This is a genomic window from Paenibacillus polysaccharolyticus (assembly GCF_900102085.1).
Classification (GTDB): Bacteria; Bacillota; Bacilli; order Paenibacillales; family Paenibacillaceae; genus Paenibacillus; species Paenibacillus polysaccharolyticus.
The window spans coordinates 222948-242895 of the sequence record NZ_FMVM01000007.1 but is presented as its reverse complement, the minus strand read 5'-3'; the positions used below and the strand labels follow the sequence as shown (position 1 = coordinate 242895).

Below are 19948 nucleotides of genomic sequence, written 5' to 3'. Positions count from 1 at the left end.
GGTGATGTAGATCATTGGAGAGGTGGACTTTTGTTTGATGTCGGAGGTAGCAGGGCAACCTAAATCAAGTTGTAACGATTAACCGAACGTCACATAGCGCTTTAATTCATCTTCAGCTGTTCAACAGCTGTGAAAACATATATATTTTGCATCATCAGTGGAAAGAGGAGGTCTTCTATGCTACGTACGTTACTGGGAGAAAAGCCACGAGTGAATCAAGGGAAACTGAAACAAGCCATGGATACCATGGCGTTTACACTGGAGTCTTTTGAAAAACAGATGTATGTGGATCATGATCCGAACCATGATTATCGGAACCTGTATGTATGGACACAGGGACTAATCTCTTCGTTGGATGAACTGGAGCAAAGTTATTTTGCCGCCGCACATTTTCGTAAAAAAGTAGTTGCAGGTTCAACGCGCGATATGAGTTCTGCTGAGAAATCTGAGTATGCCCGGTACGTTTATTTTTATAAAGATGCCTTTATTCGGTGCTTCGCGATTCTGGACAAATTGGGTACGGTCTTGAATGAAGTTTTCCAACTAAATACATCCAAAACCAAAGTGCATTTCTCCTATTATACCGTTCTGAGGCAATTCGAATATTATCGGGATCATCATGAGTTGGCGCAGCAATTAATTAAGATTAAGGAAGCGTACCGAGAACCGATGAGCAGATTGCGAAAGCGACGTAATATGGAGATTCATTACATGAATTCGGAAATGCAGGATGATTTGTGGCAGTTACATCAGACGTTGCGTGGCAAAGTGAAGCTGGAGGATCTTGATCAGCATCTTCTTGAAATGCAGCAAGGTGTAGATATGGTCTGTGAAACACTGAATATGGCCTATCGATACATCAATCGAATCTGGCGTAAACAGATTTTGAAACATTAGGTATAGCAATGATTTTAAATAATACCATTTGACAAATCGGAATACTTTGATTATACTGAGTTCCAGATCGAATCTTACATGGAATCGTGTCTTCAATACAGCATTTGATGCAGTTCGGTCATTATACTTGACGAACTACATGAAACTATATAATCCTACAACTTTATATTTCTCTTATCGAGAGTGGCGGAGGGACAGGCCCGATGAAGCCCGGCAACCGATCAACGATGATGACATGAATGGTTATCCTTGTTGATGTTAGGTGCTAATTCCTACAGAATCATGTTGCACATGATTTTGGCAGATGAGAAGGTCATTTCACGTGAAGAGCCATCTTTGTATCTGCAAAGGGCTCTTTTTTTGCGTAGAACGGGGAGTTTTCCCTTCCTTCGGGTAAAGATATATGTAGGTGATGGGGAAGGAGCAGTATTAGTGATTGAATTGGTTGGATTAACCAAAACATATGGCAGACGTGCCAAAACAACGACGGCGTTGTCACACCTTGATCTGAAGATTCAGAAGGGTGAGATTTTTGGAGTTATTGGTCATTCAGGTGCAGGGAAAAGCACATTGATTCGATGTATCAATTTACTTGAGCGCCCGACAGAAGGTGAGGTTTGGGTCGATGGTATTAACCTGACTGAGCTTAGCAAAAGTGAACTACAGCAGCAAAGACGCAAGATTGGTATGATCTTTCAGCATTTTAATCTGCTGTCTTCTGCAACGGTATACGACAATGTGGCTTTCCCTTTAAAACTGGTCAACACACCTAAGGATGCGATTGATCGCAAGGTGAAGGAAATGCTCGCTCTGGTTGGTCTGGAGCAACATAGCAGCAAATATCCGGCACAGCTGTCTGGCGGACAGAAGCAGCGTGTAGGTATAGCGAGAGCTCTGGCAAGTGATCCGAATGTTCTTCTCTGTGATGAGGCAACCTCGGCACTTGATCCGCAAACCACCAATTCGATTCTGAAGTTATTGCTGGATATCAATGAAAAGTATAATCTGACGATTGTGCTAATTACTCACGAAATGCACGTCATCCAGAACATTTGCGATCGGGTGGCTGTTATTCATCAAGGTGGTATTGTGGAGCAAGGTCCAGTAACGGAAGTGTTCCTGAAACCGCAACATGCAATCACGCGGGATTTTGTCTCACGTGACAGCGAAGGTGGACTGGCACTGGAGGAAGCGGTTATGGCAAATGCCGGGACAGAGTTGCCAGCAGGTGTTTCTTCCAAGTTAGTGAAGGTTTCATTTCTTGGAGATAAAACCTATGAGGCGATTCTGTCGAGAACAGTTCGCAAAACAGGTGTGGATTTCGCTATTCTGCAAGGTACAATCTCTACAATCAAGCAGGTTCCTTATGGTCAACTGACGGTACGTTTTGAAGGTGACTCCGCTGCGATTGAACAGACCTTGTCTGAACTAACCGCAGAAGGACTTGATGTGGAGGTGCTCCGATAATGGATTTTTCCAAAGTACGCTGGGAAGAGGTCGGTACGGCCTCCATTGAAACATTGCAGATTCTTGCTGTATCCGGCTTGTTTACTGTTCTCTTGGGTTTGCCGCTTGGTGTCATTCTGTTTATGACAGGCAGATCGGCTTCACCTAGTTCAAAGCTAACCTACATCATATTATCAGTTATTGTTAATATTTTACGTTCGGTACCTTTCATCATATTAATTGTTGCTCTTATTCCGTTTACGCGTACGCTGGTGGGCACCGCTACAGGTGTGCTTGGTGTCATTCCACCGCTGGTTATCTCGGCTGCTCCGTATTTTGCACGTCTGGTGGAGAATACTTTACGTGAAGTGGACCGCGGCGTCATTGAAGCAGCTCAGGCAATGGGGGCATCTACAGCTCAGATCGTAAGACGGGTGTTGTTACCTGAGGCTCTACCTGGCTTGCTTGCCGGAATTACAATTACCATCGTTACGTTGGTGTCCTATACGGCCATGGCGGGTATGGTCGGCGGTGGAGGTCTGGGTACACTGGCCATTAACTATGGATACTATCGATATCAGAATGAGATCATGATTATTTCTGTTGTATCCATGATTATACTGGTTCAGCTCTTGCAGATGATTGGCGATCGTCTGGTCATTTATTTCACCCGGAAATAACAGATAGATTGAAAAATAAAAATGCGAAGGGGTTTTACAGATGAAAAAATGGTCTATTATTTTACTCAGCTTGATGATGATTGCCGTGCTCGCAGCTTGCGGCAACAACAAGAAATCCGACAGTGGTGCGGATAACGCAGCAGGTGCTCCGCGTACCGTTGAATTGAAAGTCGGTGCTTCTCCTACACCACATGCTGAAATTCTGGAAAGCATCAAACCTGAACTTGAAGCACAAGGCATTCGTTTGCAAGTGGTGACGTTTAACGACTATGTGCAACCTAACCAACAGCTGGCAGATAAGAAACTGGACGCAAACTTCTTCCAGCATCAGCCTTACCTTGATACAGAGAACAAAGAGCGCGGATTCAACCTTGTTGCTGTGACTCCAGTCCATGTTGAGCCTTTCGGTGGTTACTCCAAAAAGATTAAATCCCTGGATGAACTGAAAGATGGCGCTAAAGTGGCTATTCCAAACGACCCATCGAATGGTGGACGTGCACTCTTGTTGCTTGCGAAAAAAGGTCTGATTACCCTCAAAGATGATACAAACATCGCATCCACTAAACAGGACATTACGGCAAATCCGAAAAACCTGGAAATCATCGAACTGGATGCAGCCATGATGCCTCGTCAGCTGGATGAAGCTGATCTGGTATTTATCAACGCAAACTATGCGCTGGAAGCAAACCTCAATCCATCTAAAGATGCATTGTTGATCGAAGATTTGCAAGGCAATCCATATGCAAACATTCTGGTGTCCCGTGAAGATAACAAAGATGCCGACGCTATCAAAAAACTGGCAGAAGCTCTTCACTCCGAAACGGTGAAAAAATTCATCAAAGAACGTTACCAAGGTGCAGTTGAACCTGCATTTTAAGGTTCTCTGAGAGATCAGCGTAAGTATTGCTGATATGTATTACAACAAAGGCCGCGGCTCTCTAATGTGAGAGCGCGGCCTTTTCTTATTGTTAGTAAACTGTGTTGGTTAACTTGAATTTATGATTATGTATTCTCTGTTTTTGAATTTTTATCCGAAGAGCGGTAGTACGTTAGTTCATTCTGTTCCGCAGTATGTTGTTGCTCGTGTTCTTCATAGTTATATTCCCGGGTCACCGGATACTGTGTTTCCTCTTGATGGAGTGCATCTCTTTTCTGTTGGTATCTGACCCAGCTAAATAACAATATGAATAAACCCAGCCCCCAATACCATCTATGCTTCAAAAATTTCCAAATACTTTCCTCTTCCGCGGTATAAGGAATTCCCCCCAGCACGAGACTGTTCAGGCCAAGACGTGATGTTTGGTCGGTTTTATCATTATAATCTTCATATCTGAATCCTGGATTCACGGTAAGATGCCCAAGTACCGTTTCTTCAAAAGCAGCACGACTTTGCTCCAAATTCGCTTTTTCGGTTACAAGAATCGCCGTGATATAACCTTCGCGTGTTAAGAGATTAACATTATAATTGACCAAGGCTTGTTCGTAGCTATCTTTGAATCCGAGTGCATAAATCAGTTGATGACTGGAAGGATTATAATCAGGTGCAACCTCCCACCCTGTTACATGGAGTTCGTTTTCTTCTGTTGCATTACGGTTATGTTCAACTTCCCAACGCATATAGTTACTTAATAACTCGTGAGCATCCAATTGATTTTCGTCATCGTCATGAATATGCCCGCTCTGCACGTATTCGAATATGACAGACCATGAACCCATGGGATCGTTACTGTACAGGCTTCCGATCTCATTCCCGTTCGGCTGATTACCAAGTTCCAGCATGGAGCGTTGTGTATCCGTTTTACCTAGAAATGAGTAGTTTGCTGGAAGCTCAAGTGAGACTTTGCCATCGAGAGATACGGTATTCGGGCCATCCACCCATTCGTATTCATTGGATGAGGTAATGTTCTCATTGGTAGCAGAGACGGGGCCGATATCCGCTAATAGTATAGAATACATTAGAACTAATGACACTGTGAGTCTAAATGAACTCAATTTGAACCATTTCTTCATTGAACACGATCCTTTCGAACATGATAATGGCGTTTTTTAGATAAGAAACGACGTTAAGACATTATCACAGGTATGTAAGGTAATCAAGATAAATTTGGATAATAAGGACTTATTTGTATTCTTCAAATAAATGGAACAGATTGTGAGCACATGCAAGTTGTGAGGCAAGCTTAAATCTTTTATACTGAATGAGTGACTGCTCTTTGAAGAGGGGGATGAACGTGAAGGGAAAGATTGCCCTCATAACGGGAAGTGCCAAAGGTCTTGGTAAAATGACAGCCCTCAGTCTGGCGGATCAGGGATGCCACATTGCCCTTAATTATGTGTATAGCAGAACAGAAGCCGAATCGTTGCAAGCTCAGATTATCGCCAAAGGGGTGCGCTGCATTGCCGTTCAGGCGGATATATCCAAAGTAGAAGAGATGCACACACTCATTACAGAGGTAGAGACACAGCTGGGTCATGTAGACATTCTGGTGAATAATGCTGGTCCATTTGTACGAGAGCGTCGGGTGTTCGCAGATTATTCTGAAGCAGAAGTGCAGATGTTAGTGCAGGGCAACCTGCTCGGGCCAATGATTCTGGATCAGCTTGTTTTGCCGGAAATGCGCCGCAAACAATGGGGACGTATTATTCATTTTGGCTTCAGTCACGCGGGTGAAGCAAGATCCTGGCCTCATCGTGCCGTATATGCTGCTGCCAAGGTAGGTCTGGTTTCGTTTACGAAAACTCTTGCCGTGGAAGAAGCGCCTTACGGGATTACGGTGAACATGGTATGTCCCGGTGATATTCGGGGTGCGAACAAAGAGAAAACGATTGATGACATTGCAGGGATATCTGATAAAGAAACACCAAGAGGTCGGCCTGGCAGTGGGGAAGATATTGCGCGAGTGATCACGTACCTGTGCTTAGATCATTCGGATTTTATAACAGGCAACATTATGGATGTGTCCGGAGGACTTGACCCGATCAGGCCTACAATCTGATGGAATTACAAAAAAAGAGCCTCTCGCTTCTTGCGAAGCGAAAGGCTCTCTGAGGTTTATTTCGTGAAGGATTGATTAGAATACTTGTACAACTTCTTGTACACCCTCAACTTCTTCAAGAAGGGCGCGTTCAATCCCGGCTTTTAAGGTAATGGTGGAGCTTGGGCAACTGCCGCAGGCACCGACCAGTTTCAGCTTAATGATGCCGTCCTCCACATCGACCAGTTCCACGTCACCGCCATCGCGTTGCAGGAACGGACGAAGTTTATCAAGCACATCAGATACCTCATCATACATGGTGCTTTGTGCGTTTTCGCTCATATTGTTCAACTCCTTTCCTTCCTATATTATATTACAAATGACCATAAATTAAAATGGTCAAACAAAGCAGGTGAACTGAAATGAGACCAATTATTGAATTTTGTGCTAACAATATGCATTTTGGCACGGATGAAGTCATGGATCAACTGGATGAAAATCCGGACTATGACGTGATTGAATACGGCTGCCTGACCAATTGTGGTCAATGTTATATGACACCTTTTGCCTTGGTCAATGGTGAAGTCGTAACCACAGATAAAGTAGAAGATCTATATAACGCCATTCTAGCCAAAATAGCCGAAGCGGATGCCTGGGACGCGCTAGATCTCGATTAACCGAGATGGCGTTTCGACATCCAGAGCACGCCGCTTTTCAAAATACGAGGCACTCGTCCCATCATGGATGTTTTGCCCATCAGCCCAAATCCAGCTTTTTTGCCAAGCGCGCCAAGTGTGCCGCGAAGCTTAAGAGGCTGCGGATTGGGCTTTTCGCCTTTCCAGAGGGCATGCTGAATATGAGCGATCTGTTCACCCTGAACCTCCGCAGCCTGACCACTCGGTGCATAAGGTACACTGGCACAGTCACCTACCACGTAAACGTCGGTATACTCCGGAATCTGATAGTACTCATTTAATACGACACGACCTTGTGGGTCTTTCGTTACATCAAGATCTTGAACGACTTTCACCGGCTGAATGCCTGCCGTCCATACAACAGCATCCGTTTGAATCTGTTCATCGCGGTTGTAGATCGCGTTAGGCTCGACTCGCGAGATAGCAATATGTCCTCGTGCTTCAACCTGATGTTCGCCGAACCATTCGTGAACATAAGAGGAGAGACGTTGAGGGAATGCGGATAATACTCGTTCACCGCGATCCAGAATACTGATATTCAGATCCGGTCTGCTTTCGCGTAATTCGGCTGCCATCTCAACACCACTTAGGCCACCGCCCACAATGTGAACATGCCCATAAGCTTTTACCTCATTCAGACGCAGGTATGTCTCGCGTGTTTTGCTGAAACTTTGAATGGTACAGCTGTATTCTTCAGCACCAGGTGTATTGTGGAAACGATCCGTACAACCTAGTCCAATCACAAGCTTGTCATATTCAAGCGGTTCCTGACCTTCGAATTCAATCTGACGCTGCTCCAGATTAATGGCTGTAACCTCACCGAAACGATGTGTTACTTTCTCATTTACCGGAAAATGGATACGCAGGTCGTAATCGGATACTGTTCCTGCTGCGAGTGCGTAATATTCGGTCTTTAATCCTTGAAAGGGGCTGCGATCCACCAGTACAATTTGCGTATCTGACGGGATTTTACCTTCCAGAAGTTCCTTGATGATCGTGAGGCCGCCATAACCGCCTCCAAGAATGACGAAATTTTTCATGACTCGGCTTCCTTTCTGCATCAGTCCCATTGCTGGGGCTGTAACCTGCGGAGTAGCTATGTCCTCACATAGCTGCTCCGTGTGTTGTTTTTAGTTTAAATAATTTGAATAATTCATAATGAAAAGATGAAAATTTGAAATATGTGATCACAGTTAAGCATCACTCTGATCAAACGTCCCCCCCTGATTGAAGAAAGTATCGTTCTTTGATGAGTGATGCTTCTGCTGCTGTAATCCTTGCCTAGATCAATGAAACTAATTAGAGCTATTCGTAAACCTGTATTTCATTGTAGAACGTATCACGTTCTACTGGAATACGTCCCGCACCCTTAATAAGCCATATGAGCTCTTTACGTGTAAGGCCTTCAGGTGTGAGAGCACCTGCGGCATGACTAATCCGTTCGCGAACAATCGTACCATGTGCATCTGAAGCACCGAATCCAAGGGCAACTTGAGCCAGCTGTGGTCCGATGTTAATGAAGTATGCTTTGATATGATCGATGTTATCCAGCATCAGTCGGCTAATCGCTATTGTTTTGAGATCCTCATAAGCCGAGTTACGACGCATAATGCTTGCGTTTTTACTTTTTGGCTGCATGGAAAGCGGAATAAAGACCATGAATCCGTTGGTCTCGTCTTGCAGTTCACGAATCTGCACCATATGATTGACGCGGTCCTCATAGGATTCGATCGATCCATACAACATCGTCGTATGTGTACGCATGCCCAGCTCATGAGCTGTGCGGTGCACCTCAAGATAACGATCCACGTTGGCTTTGTCTACACGCATTTTTTTGCGGTATTCATCCGAGAGAATCTCGGCACCGCCACCAGTCAGTGTTTTCAGGCCAGCTTTTTGCAACTCCTGCAGAACTTCCTTGATGCTCAGGCCGCTAATGCGGGTGAAGAAATCAATCTCTGCCGCAGTGTAAGCTTTCAGCGTGACATCCGGATATTTTTCGTTTAAAGCACGTAGTGAATCGACATAATATTGAAAAGGAACATGGTTGTTATGTCCACCTACAATATGGAACTCACGCACGCCTGGATGAATATGCTGTTCCACATAGTCGATCATTTCCGGACCGGATAACGTATAAGAGCCTTCCTCACCCTGGTCTTTGCGGAAATTACAAAATGCGCAGCGAGCTTCGCATACGTTGGTGAAATAAAGGCTCATGTTCTCAATAAAATAGACTTTCTTCCCGTTCTTCCGCAGATTGGCCTCATTGGCCAGCTGGCCCAAAGTCAGCAGATCATCTGTTTGATACAGATACACGCCGTCTTCTACGCTCAGCCTTACGCCGTTCTGTACTTTCTCAACGATTTCAGCCATTCTTTTGTCGGTGAACGGTGTTACCAATGTAGACATGCTGTTTCCTCCTGTTCTTTACCGGAATTCGAGTTGTGGTGTGTTGAACCAATAAACAGAAATACATAGCAAAGATGCGGTCAACTGCCGCCTTCCTGTGAAAGACTAACTCTTATTACCCGGTGCAGCGTATGCTGCAATCGAAAAGTTTATTTTTTCAAAAGGAGTCGAAGTGACTCTATATGCATTGGGGACTGAGAACCAGTCTCGAAATGTGAAAAAAATTACAACTCCATATATGACCAACATCCAAATATCTCATGACAAAATATTGACATTTTCAGAGTGACCACCTATCCATTATAAACCTCGTGCCGCAGGGGTTCAATACACTGGGAAGAAAAAGGAGTTCAGGGGGAACGCGGAAGCGGGCAAACATGACTTGAGCCCCTTGACGGAGTGGAGTATAATTTGAAGGAAGAGTGATGAAAAGGAGAGTGACCTGGCATGATTAGTATCAGCGAAACGGCTGCAGACCGATTGAAAGAGATGCTTGCACAGCAAGAGACCCCTGGAATGTTCCTGCGTCTTGGCGTAGCACCGGGCGGTTGTACCGGATTTTCGTACGCCATGGGCTTTGACGATAAAGAGTCCGATGAGGATATATATATGGACATTCAGGACATGAAAGTCGTTGTGGAGAAAGAAAATGTGAAATATTTGAATGGACTTGAAATTGATTTTGAAGATTCCGGTATGTCCGGCGGATTCACCATTCACAACCCGAACGCAGTAGCTACATGCGGCTGCGGCTCGTCCTTCCGTACACGTGAAGAAGCAGGGGTACCGGATAAAGATTGTTAATCTGCAAATAGTGTGGGTTTGAGCGTGGCGAATCATTAAAGCGTTCAAAAAAGATACAGCGGTTAAGGCACACTTTCGGCGAAGAGGATTCGCTGGAAGTGTGCTTTTTTGTGCTTTGTGTAGTTAGTTGGATAGGTACTTTAAGCCGATCTGAAGTGGGGGTGTTGATTACGCATTTGCGATATTGACATTTTGTTCCATGTGTAGGTATATTATTTTGTGCAAACGTTTGCAATAATTGAACTTATCATCAACATATTTGCCAGTGTCATACCCGATAATCGTTGGTGTATAAGAGGTTATTCATTTCTTAAATATGCAAACGTTTGTGCAAAAAGGCGTTATCTTGCTTGGATAGCTCGAAGATTTTTTTAGCAGAGAATCAAAGAATGATAGGATTACAGGAGAGAGGAGGCGCGATAGCAGGCTCATTTTCACATTCAAACAAAAGATTCGTTAGCAAGGTTCTACTGACTTTCAAATGAATTCAAATTCATGGTCCCCACAGGGGCAACAGATAAGGGAGGAAAAACATGAAGCTTGTGCGCAGGCTAGGCGCATTTCTGTTGGCATTATCCATCGTTGTTTCCACGCATACCACAGCAGCTTATGCTGAAATCTCCGCTTCCCATGTGTACCATAACCATATGCCGAATTTCTGGGCTTACTACGATACGGCCAAGTATGCTTCCACACCTGTAGGATCACCCATCCGATACACCTATGACGGGCAAGTCATAGAATTGAAAAAGAATCCCCCAGCAGGTTATCCGTATTTTCTGCCTGGTGGTGCACCGATGCCACATGACGATCTGGTCGCTTATTACACGCATCATGCGAAAACCGGAGCCTATCTCAGTTGGCCATGGCAAGTGGCAGGTGATCTCAAAAATAACCATCCAGCCGCAGGCATGCAGGTAACCATGTCAGGCTCCCTCCTGAACAATGTAGACAGCTTTATGTATACCAATAATGTAAACGGTTACAACAACAAATCTTGGGGTGCTCCCTGGAAGAGCGCGTACAACAATCTGAAAACGACCCATGGAGAACGCACGATGGACCTCGTTCATTTTTCCGGGCACCACTCCATGGGGCCACTTGCGGGTAATGAATATTTGCTCAAGGATCTGATATACCAAAATGCAGTCATGGCTCAACCTTTTTTCCTAGGGGACAGCTTCAAATCATCCAAAGGTTTCTTCCCGACAGAGCTTGGCTTCTCGGAACGCATTATTCCCGTGCTGGATCAGCTGGGCATTGAATGGTCTGTGATCGGCAACAATCACTTTTCACGTACCCTCAAAGATTATCCGTTGTTGAACGATCCTGGCAAGGATACGATGATTTCTCCACCAAATCGAGCCGATCTGCAAAACACCAGTAGTGTTGGTTCGTGGGTGTCTGCACCGATGTTCAATGAAAAACAGGTCGTGTACAACAAATACCCATTTGCCTCTACACCGCACTGGGTGCGGCACGTGAATCCCGAAACCGGAGCAGAGAAGAAGATTGTTGGTATCCCTGTAGCTCAGGCAGAATCATGGGAAGAAGGCTACCAAGGCTCGGTGAAGGCAGATGCACTCAAACCATTTGAGGGACTAGTGGATCAGAAGCAGTTTTTTGTTATTGCACATGATGGGGATAATTCTTCAGGCCGTGCAGGTTCTGAGGACACTTGGCGCAATGCAGGCGATGTGACTTATGCACAACCCGGGGTAAAAGGAGAGAGCATCAACGAGTACTTGCGTACGAATACGCCAAAAGCCGAGGATGTGGTACATGTGCAGGATGGCTCGTGGATCGATACGCGTGACTCCTCATCCGATCCGACATGGTATCACTGGCGTCTACCTTTTGGCATCTGGAAAGGACAGTTTGATGCGTTCAACAAAGCTACCGGTCTTCAACTGGAGCCCAAAAAGAATCTGGACGGGGTTCAGGAAGGCATGACGGTATCCTTTGAATACGGTTATCACTATCTGGAGCGTAACTTTGCCCTGGAACAGGCAGCGCTCAATTATGCAAAGACAGCCGAACAAATGTGGCTGGATGACAACCCGAACCATTGGAAACCTTCTACAGCACTGGATCGGGAGATCACCTACGAAGGCAATCAGCTGAATCCATGGATGATGGCTTACCCAGTCAAGGGAGATCCCGCAAACAATTATAAGGGTGGGGCGAACCCGGCAGAACTGAGCTGGTATTTCCTTTTGCCAGCGCTGGATTCCGGTTTTGGATACTATGATGAAAATGTGGATGACGGTGTGAAGCCGACACTCTCCTTTAATCAGTCTCTGTTTTTCTCCAAGCCATACGTTAACGGCCAGCTAGCTAAGGATCGCACAGGCCCGTCAGTCTGGTGGCCGCAGCGTTATCCGTATAATCCAGGCAGTGCCAATGTCAGTAAGGCAGAGGGGTGGACTCTTCATTATTTTGACAATACGTTTGGCATCTATACCTACGCTTATGATGTGAGCGGGATTCGTGATATCAAAGTGAAAGTTCGGACTCATCGGGATAAGCAGGCGGATGCGAAGGATAACACTTTCCGTGTGTATGATCCGGCAGCGCTCCAAGCCAAGGGTGTGTCCAACATTGATCCTTCAAAAGTGAGCCCATGGCAGGAATATCCGATGACCAAGCGTGATTTGAAGCCGGACATCAACGGGGTGGCTTGGCAACCAAGCAGTACAGACATGTTCAAACGTGTACCGGCTCAAGAAATCGGCGATATGTATTATACCTATTTCAACGATTTCAGGGATCAACTGGTTGATTATTATATCGAGGCTACGGACGGAAACGGCAATGTGACTCGCAGTGAGATTCAGACGGTATATGTAGGTACGGGAAAATACAAAAAGGATGCTTCCGGTAAAATCGTGGAAGACTCAAACGGAACAATCCAGGGCACACACCCGTTCCTAGTGGTGGATCAGACGCCGCCTTCCGCTCCAACCGAGGTGAAATCCACACGTGTAACGGATCGTAGTGTCACTCTTCAATGGACAGCAGCTACGGACAATGTTGGTGTCGATGGTTATGATATCTATCGGAATGGCACCAAAGTGGGCAGTTCCCAGACGACGGAGTATACAGATACCGGACTTGAACCTGCCAAAACCTACACGTACAGCATTAAAGCCAGGGATAAGGCCAATAACATATCTGATGCCAGTCAAACTTTACAAGTGCAGACACTCGTTGCAGATACTGAGCCACCAACAGCCCCCACGAACGTTGTGGTTAAAGAGTCTACTTCATCCACTGTAACTGTGGAGTGGGTAGCAAGTCAGGATAATTACGGAGTTGCGAGATACGACATCTATCGTGATGGAAGTAAAGTTGGAGAATCAACCCGACTGACGTATACCGATTCTTCTCTTGCTCCCGCAACCAATTATGTATACACCATCAAAGCCGTCGATGCGGCAGGAAATGTCTCGGCCGTCAGTGAGTCAGTCACGGTAAAGACCAAAGAAGGCAATGTGGTCACCATATATTACAAACAGGGTTACACCAATCCATACATTCATTATCGTCCGACAGGTGGAACCTGGACGACGGCTCCGGGTGTAAAAATGACGGCAGCTGAAATGCCAGGATACATGAAAATGACCGTGAATGTAGGCACAGCTACCGGACTTGAAGCGGTTTTCAACAATGGCAGCGGTACGTGGGACAACAACGGTGGAAAGAACTATCAGTTCCCTTTAGGGCTGAGCACCTATAATGCAGGGGTCATCACTCAAGGTGGGCCACAAGTAGATACGGCTCCGCCTAGCGTACCCACAAATCTGACAGTCACCTCAAAAGCTTCCGATCGTGTATCCCTTGCTTGGAGTCCATCAACAGATAATACAGGTGTAACCGGATACGAAATATTTCGGGATGGCGTCAACATTGGCACAAGCACAACAACTGCGTATACGGATACAGGTTTGAACGCTGCAACAGCTCATGCTTACTATGTTGTAGCTTATGATGCAGCGCAGAACAAATCGGCAGCAAGTGCGGAAGTCCGTGTGACGACCGATGCTGCACCAAAGAGCAATAGTGTCACACTCTACTATAAGCAGGGATACGCGCAGCCTAACATTCATTACCGTCCGGCAGGAGGGACATGGACGACACCTCCAGGTGTTCCAATCCCAGTATCAGACCTGCCAGGGTATAACAAAATTACAATTGATGTAGGTACATCGACCGGACTAGAGGCCGTTTTCAACAACGGAAGTGGTACTTGGGATAACAACGGGGGTCGCAATTATGTATTTCCTCTTGGGGTAAGCACTTATCATGCTGGTGTCATCACATCAGGAGCCCCAGCGGGAGCAACATTTTCAAGTAATGGTGACAGCCCAGTGACATCTTTGCCAGTAGAGTTTATCCATGCTTCCCCTTGGAGATTGGGACGTAGGAGCGCCTAAGTTGATGTTGTGAAGAAGAAAGGAAAGAAAGAAGCCTTGTTTATTGAGAACAAGGCTTCTTATTATGGCATTAAGAATATTGGCAGGGGGATATGTTAAAAGATAAAAGAAAACGTGTTGACAAGATAAGTTGTAACATTTATAGTTACATTATGAATTAGGGAAACAACCTTAACATAATAGTTAGTAAAAAAACGATATTGAAGGAGAGATTGACGATGAAAATTGCAATTATTGGTGCAACAGGTAAAGCGGGAAGTACTATTTTGAAAGAAGCGGTAGACCGCGGGCACGAAGTAACAGCGATTGTGCGGAATGCATCCAAATTAGAAGACAAAAGCCTGAATGTATTGGAAAAAGACGTATTTGATCTGACGGCTTCAGATGTTCAGGCCTTTGATGTGGTTGTGAATGCGTTTGGTGCACCAGCAGGCAAAGAAAACCTGCACGTGGAAGCTGGACAAGCCCTGATCAACATTTTGAAAGATGCTCCTAACACTCGTCTGATCGTTGTGGGTGGTGCGGGGAGCTTGTTCACGGACGAGTCCAAAACGCTGCGTGTTGTCGATTCCCCTGGATTCCCTGATGCGTACAAAGCAACAGCATCCAACCAAGGAAAGAACCTGCAAGACTTACAAGCATCTTCCGGCATTCAATGGACCTTCCTTAGCCCTGCTGGTTTCTTCAATCCGGAAGGCGTACGTACTGGAAAATACCAGTCCGGCAACGATGTAATTATGGTAAACAGTGAAGGCAACAGCTACATCAGCTATGCCGATTACGCGATTGCGCTTGTGGATGAGATTGAGAACCCGCAGCATAAAAATGAACGCTTTACTGTAGTTGGCGAAGCGAAGTAATAATTAGATATGTTTGTAGGATAAACTAAAAACAAACGGACACTTGCTTGGATAAGCGAGTGTCCGTTTTTGTTGATGTAAAATTATTTATGATCTATCAGATGTTATCTATGATTGGGCTCATTATTGACGCTTTGGCATCTTGCTCTCATCCATGTACAGCAGATTCCAGCGATGACCATCCAAATCCGCAAACCCTGCACCATACATCCAACCGTCCGTCTCTCCTGGCTTGCCAAAGATGCCTCCTCCGGCACGCTCTACATTCTGAATAAAGGAATCGACTGCTTCTCTGCTATCAGCACCAATGGAGATGATAACCTCTGCACTATGTGAAGTGTCCACAGCTCTGGCTCCGGTAAATTTCTCGAAAGTTGCATAAGGAAAAAGCATAATTGTAGTTTGGCCTATGGAGATCATGGCTCTCTCGCTACCAACGTTCGTCGTTTTAAATCCTATTGTATTAAAAAAAGAAGTTGCCTTTTCTACATCTTTGACCGGCAAGTTAAACCAGATATCTTGTGACATCGTCATGGCCCCCATAGAGAAAGAATTTATCTTATTATACGCTATTATGAAGAGAAGCAATGCACTTCAATGAAGCTGTGTGTTTAGACTGCTATGTATATTGTTACAAAATTGTATTTTTATAAGTATTTCTTTACTTATGTAAGGAACGAGGCGTATAATCCGTTGAGACATCAGAGATTAAATAGAGACTCAGACAGAGAACATAAAGAGAGGTATGTTTCATGAATAGCGGATTAATTAATGCCATTATTGCGTATGTTATGTGGGGAATCCTCCCACTTTATTGGAAGCTGTTTAACAACGTGCCTGCTGGTGAGATTTTGTCACATCGGGTGGTGTGGTCATTTGTATTTATGGGGATTTTAGTCGCTATCCAGCGCCGCTGGAGTGATGTAAAACGAATCTGGACCAGCCGCTCCACTTTACTGTCGCTCACGGCTAGTGGACTGTTGATAGCGATCAACTGGCTGATTTTTATCTGGGCTGTGAACAACGGTCATGTGGTGGAGACTAGTCTTGGTTATTATCTGAACCCTTTGCTGAATGTGCTGCTTGCCGTCGTTTTCCTTCATGAGAAACCGAACCGGGGGCAATGGCTGGCCATTGCTATTGCAGCGCTTGCTGTGCTGATTATTACGATCGACTACGGACGTTTCCCGTGGATCTCCATTTCACTGGCTGCATCCTTTGGTTTATATGGTCTGGCTAAGAAAAAGATCAAGCAAGATGCGTCAGTAGGCTTGCTGTCAGAGACGGCAGTTGTCCTGCCTGTTGCATTAGGCTACTGGATTTATCTTGGCGTTGTGGGTAAAACAACGGCCTGGACGTTGCCAGCGCCAATGTTTTTTGAATTGTTGCTTTCCGGCGTTGTAACCGCATTGCCGCTGCTGTTTTTTGCACGTGCAGCTGCCCGCATGTCGCTGTCCACGCTCGGATTTGTGCAATACATCGGTCCAACGATTATGTTGGTCCTGAGCATATTTGTGTTTAAGGAAACTGTTTCCCCTGTGTTGCTGGTTGGTTTCGCCTTCATTTGGGTAGCACTTATCGTCTATGCTATTGCTTCGATGCGTGCTACAAAACTGGCGAAGTCTGTCCAGGAACAGAAAGCGATCTAATACCAGAAAGTATGTTATAGCATAAAATGGTTGAAAGACTTGAATTGATCTAGTCTTTCTGATGATTAGCCTTTCCATCCTTAAGGATGAGGAGGGCTTTTTTTTTACCAAATTCACAGTCGTAAGGCAACCTGAATGATTCTTTTATTTACAAATTAAGGAACGTATGTTCTAATTGTAGGGAATGAATTTTTGCGGCGGTGGAGGTTAGGGTTGATGAAGCAACAAGGCATTGTATTCGTTGTGAGTGTATCTATTGTAAATAAAGGGAAAGTGCTGATCGTTAAGGAGAACAAAGCATCTGTTCGATACACATGGAATTACCCCTCAGGCCGAATAGAGTATGGAGAAGATGTAATGGATGCGGCACATCGTGAAGTGAGAGAAGAAACGGGTTATGATGTTAGACTAACTGCTACAACAGGTATTTACAATTTTATAAGCAGTCTTCAGCAACAGGTGGTTTTATTCCATTTTATCGGTGAGATTATAGGCGGTTCTTTGCAACTGGATACTATAGAAATTGCAGACGCGAGGTGGATTACGCCGGAAGACCTGTCTACATCGGATGTGCTGGAATTGCGCGACCGCGAAGTGATGTTGCAGATTACGGATAATATAATTACTAAAAGAGAGTATCCCTTAATGCTTTTTCACAGCATGCTATAGAAATGGAGAAAGATGTTCATGAAGTCCTCGTATTTAACCCGTGCTTTTTATTATCTGTGGACAACCCAAACAGCAGCCAATGCCGCGGACGTATTGTATATTATGGCCCTTACGGTTATGGTACTGGATCGTACAAATTCGCTTGTGTCTGCGGCACTTTTGCCATTGATTCGCAGTGGGGCTCAGTTGTTGAGTAGTTTAGTTGCACCTCTATTCATTCAGCGATTTAAGTTGCCGAGTCTACTCTTTTTTTCACAAACCGGGCAATTCCTGTTGTTCATCTGTCTGGCAGTGTACATACAGCTTAATAGCGTAGAATCCTCATTAGTGCTTGTGTTTTCGCTTATATTTGTGATGTCTTTTCTCGATGGGTGGACAACACCAGCTCGAAATGCGCTGATTCCACGACTGGTGACTCATGAACAAGGTCTACTCAAAGCCAATGGACTCATGAGCGTCAGCGATCAAGTTGTACAATTTGCAGGTTGGGGCCTAAGCGGCGTAATTGTTGCATTCATTGGATCAAGTTCAACGTTGTTAATCGCAGCTGTTATTTATGGCTTGGCAGCTGTATTTACACTTGGTGTTAAGGAACCAACGCATGGAGGGATACCAGAGAAGCGTGTGAATGCAGCAGCAGATATTTCTTCTGATCTGGGCACAAGTAGATGGCACACGTTAACCGAAGGTTGGAAGATGATATGGAAGACACCTCGTCTGCGAGTGCTTACGTTCATGGATATGATCGACATGCTTGGTGGCTCTATTTGGGTAGGTGCTTTCACGCTTGCGTTTGTGCAAGTGGCGCTTGGACAGGGAGAAGAATGGTGGGGCTTCATCAATGCAGCTTATTTTGCTGGAACCATTAGTGGTGGTTTGCTGGTACTTGCCCTAGGCAGAATCATTGGACGTCGATATTTTTCAGTTATGATGATAGGGATGGCAGGGTATGGAATCCTAACTGCCGTTTATGCTTTAAACTCACAGCCTTTTGTTGCGTTGTTCCTGGTCATGTTAATGGGGCCATTTGCTGAGCTTGCTATGATTAACCGACGTACGTTGATTCAAAGTAGTGTGGTTAATCCGATGTTACCCAAGGTTTTATCAGCTCAAGCCTCCATGATGCATCTCATATTTTGCATATCTTTGCTGGGTATGGCTTGGCTAGCTGAAATCATAGGCATCGTGAACCTCTATTTGTTTGCAGCCGTACTGACCATCTTAGCCATTGTTGCGGGGTTGCTGAATTATCGGGCTTTTCAGGATCAGACCGTTCATTACGAACGATGAAAATAATGAATTAGGAGGAGAATGATGATGGTTAATGATGAGTTGTCAGAGCACAAGCCTGGTCGTTTCGTGCTACCGAAAAACAGGATTCGTTTCATATCTCCGTTTCTTTTTTCAGTAATCATTGGCATGATCTATACGTGGTTAATCGTGAACGAAACGACAAACGGATATCTTGGCACACTATTGCCAAGTACCAGTGGTGCGGATCTTCATCAATATCTTCCTGTTATCCTTCTTTCATTTCTATTCTCATATGTTGTACAGAGAAAACACATGATCCTGATCGAAAATATATCGTTTAGCTGTATTCAAGCGATGATTGCTATCCTCAGTCTTTTTGTATCTCTTATAGCTGTTATGGTGTTCATGTAATCTAGAACAGGGTTATTTGAACTCGCCCCCCGGAACGCTCAACCGTAGATATCTCCAAGCACCCAGTCAATAGGGTGCAATAACGCTCTTCAACGTCCAAAGGCGCCATCCGTAAGGATGAGCGCCTTTTATAAATGTTTCCACATACTCCTGTGAAAAGCCGAAGCACGTTTTAGAAGCCTGCCTTAAGGAGCAGCGCGTAGTGGAGGGGGCGGGAGCGATTCTGTAGAAGCGGAGCGTTCGCGTTTGTCATCGGATGTTCCCCTATGAAGGGAGATTCCAGAACGATCCGAGGACAACCAGCGATCAAAAGAACGCCCCGCCCCCGAAACGTCCACCCGCAGCTCCCATCTTCTTTTCCATTTACTCCTGTGAAAAGCCGAAGCACGTTTTAGAAGCCTGCCTTAAGGAGCAGCGTGTAGTGGAGGGGGCGGGAGCGATTCTGTAGAAGCGAAGCGTTCGCGTTTGTCATCGGATTTTCCCCTATGAGGAGAATTCAAAAAAAGAAATCCGAGGACAACCAGCGATCGAAAGAACGCCCCGCCCCCGGAACGTCCACCCGCAGCTCCCATCTAAATGAGGTTGCTCTTTCCCCCTTACTCCTGTGAAAAGCCGAAGCACGTTTTAGAAGCCTGCCTTAAGGAGCAGCGCGTAGTGGAGGGGGGAGCGATTCTGTAGAAGCGGAGCGTTCGCGTTTGTCATCGGATTTTCCCCTATGAGGGGAATTCAAAAAAGAAATCCGAGGACAACCAGCGATCGA

At 45.3% G+C, this 19948-nt stretch carries 18 protein-coding genes and 1 riboswitch; of the genes, 13 read left to right on the top strand and 5 right to left on the bottom strand.

What is annotated here, in order from left to right:
• The first annotated feature begins 177 nt into the window (after positions 1–177).
• From BLQ13_RS11855 to BLQ13_RS11840, 4 genes are all read left to right on the top strand, one after another.
• A complete protein-coding gene (locus BLQ13_RS11855) occupies positions 178–897 on the top strand; it encodes a Cthe_2314 family HEPN domain-containing protein (RefSeq protein ID WP_090919569.1) in 720 nt (239 codons plus the stop codon).
• A 171-nt stretch (positions 898–1068) separates the two neighbouring features.
• Positions 1069–1208, top strand: a riboswitch (SAM riboswitch).
• A gap of 121 nt (positions 1209–1329) precedes the next feature.
• Positions 1330–2364, top strand: coding sequence for a methionine ABC transporter ATP-binding protein (locus BLQ13_RS11850; protein WP_090919792.1), 1035 nt, complete (start codon positions 1330–1332; stop codon positions 2362–2364).
• Positions 2364–3023, top strand: coding sequence for a methionine ABC transporter permease (locus BLQ13_RS11845; RefSeq protein WP_090919566.1), 660 nt, complete (start codon positions 2364–2366; stop codon positions 3021–3023). The genes BLQ13_RS11850 and BLQ13_RS11845 overlap by 1 nt, the downstream gene beginning before the upstream one ends.
• Positions 3024–3063: 40 nt before the next feature.
• The gene (locus BLQ13_RS11840) at positions 3064–3900 is read left to right on the top strand and encodes a MetQ/NlpA family ABC transporter substrate-binding protein (RefSeq protein WP_090919563.1); all 837 of its coding nucleotides are present in this window, start codon (positions 3064–3066) and stop codon (positions 3898–3900) included.
• Between the two features lie 125 nt (positions 3901–4025).
• On the opposite strand, the gene BLQ13_RS11835 is transcribed toward BLQ13_RS11840, so the two are convergent.
• The gene (locus tag BLQ13_RS11835; RefSeq protein WP_090919560.1) at positions 4026–5033 is read right to left on the bottom strand and encodes a DUF2167 domain-containing protein; all 1008 of its coding nucleotides are present in this window, start codon (positions 5031–5033) and stop codon (positions 4026–4028) included.
• 221 nt (positions 5034–5254) lie between these two features.
• Between BLQ13_RS11835 and BLQ13_RS11830 the strand changes: the two genes are divergently transcribed.
• Positions 5255–6019, top strand: a complete 765-nt coding sequence (locus tag BLQ13_RS11830; protein WP_090919557.1) for an SDR family oxidoreductase — start codon at positions 5255–5257, stop codon at positions 6017–6019.
• Positions 6020–6094: 75 nt separating this feature from the next.
• Here the strand turns inward: BLQ13_RS11830 and BLQ13_RS11825 are convergent, their stop codons facing one another.
• Complete coding sequence (locus tag BLQ13_RS11825; protein WP_053783253.1) at positions 6095–6340, bottom strand: NifU family protein; 246 nt, start codon at positions 6338–6340, stop codon at positions 6095–6097.
• A gap of 80 nt (positions 6341–6420) precedes the next feature.
• Between BLQ13_RS11825 and BLQ13_RS11820 the strand changes: the two genes are divergently transcribed.
• Positions 6421–6675, top strand: coding sequence for a YuzB family protein (locus BLQ13_RS11820; protein WP_090919554.1), 255 nt, complete (start codon positions 6421–6423; stop codon positions 6673–6675).
• Here the strand turns inward: BLQ13_RS11820 and BLQ13_RS11815 are convergent.
• Together BLQ13_RS11815 and mqnE are read right to left on the bottom strand one after the other, a co-directional pair.
• Complete coding sequence (locus tag BLQ13_RS11815; protein ID WP_090919552.1) at positions 6672–7733, bottom strand: NAD(P)/FAD-dependent oxidoreductase; 1062 nt, start codon at positions 7731–7733, stop codon at positions 6672–6674. The two genes, BLQ13_RS11820 and BLQ13_RS11815, sit on opposite strands and share 4 nt — an antisense overlap.
• Positions 7734–7998: 265 nt before the next feature.
• Entirely contained in the window at positions 7999–9105 is a 1107-nt protein-coding gene (gene mqnE, locus BLQ13_RS11810; RefSeq protein WP_090919549.1) for an aminofutalosine synthase MqnE, read from the bottom strand.
• Between the two features lie 447 nt (positions 9106–9552).
• On the opposite strand from mqnE, the gene BLQ13_RS11805 reads away from it, so the two are divergent.
• The 3 genes from BLQ13_RS11805 (at position 9553) to BLQ13_RS11795 (ending at position 15205) form a co-directional block, all read left to right on the top strand.
• Positions 9553–9909, top strand: coding sequence for a HesB/IscA family protein (locus BLQ13_RS11805; protein ID WP_090919545.1), 357 nt, complete (start codon positions 9553–9555; stop codon positions 9907–9909).
• Between the two features lie 533 nt (positions 9910–10442).
• Positions 10443–14345 carry a carbohydrate binding domain-containing protein gene (locus BLQ13_RS11800; RefSeq protein WP_090919542.1) on the top strand — a complete coding sequence of 1301 codons (3903 nt, stop codon included), beginning with the start codon at positions 10443–10445 and terminating at the stop codon, positions 14343–14345.
• 218 nt (positions 14346–14563) lie between these two features.
• Positions 14564–15205, top strand: coding sequence for an NAD(P)-dependent oxidoreductase (locus BLQ13_RS11795; RefSeq protein WP_090919539.1), 642 nt, complete (start codon positions 14564–14566; stop codon positions 15203–15205).
• Positions 15206–15328: 123 nt separating this feature from the next.
• Here BLQ13_RS11795 and BLQ13_RS11790 read toward each other — a convergent pair whose 3' ends face one another.
• On the bottom strand, positions 15329–15733 hold the full coding sequence (locus BLQ13_RS11790; RefSeq protein WP_090919535.1) for a VOC family protein: 405 nt from the start codon (positions 15731–15733) through the stop codon (positions 15329–15331).
• Positions 15734–15957: 224 nt separating this feature from the next.
• Here BLQ13_RS11790 and rarD point away from each other — a divergent pair, with 224 nt between their 5' ends.
• From rarD to BLQ13_RS11770, 4 genes are all read left to right on the top strand, one after another.
• Positions 15958–16854, top strand: a complete 897-nt coding sequence (gene rarD, locus BLQ13_RS11785; protein WP_090919532.1) for an EamA family transporter RarD — start codon at positions 15958–15960, stop codon at positions 16852–16854.
• 216 nt (positions 16855–17070) lie between these two features.
• The gene (locus BLQ13_RS11780; RefSeq protein ID WP_090919529.1) at positions 17071–17523 is read left to right on the top strand and encodes an NUDIX hydrolase; all 453 of its coding nucleotides are present in this window, start codon (positions 17071–17073) and stop codon (positions 17521–17523) included.
• Positions 17524–17541: 18 nt separating this feature from the next.
• Positions 17542–18813 carry an MFS transporter gene (locus BLQ13_RS11775; RefSeq protein ID WP_090919526.1) on the top strand — a complete coding sequence of 424 codons (1272 nt, stop codon included), beginning with the start codon at positions 17542–17544 and terminating at the stop codon, positions 18811–18813.
• 21 nt (positions 18814–18834) lie between these two features.
• Entirely contained in the window at positions 18835–19188 is a 354-nt protein-coding gene (locus BLQ13_RS11770; protein WP_139168883.1) for a hypothetical protein, read from the top strand.
• Positions 19189–19948: the final 760 nt, after the last annotated feature.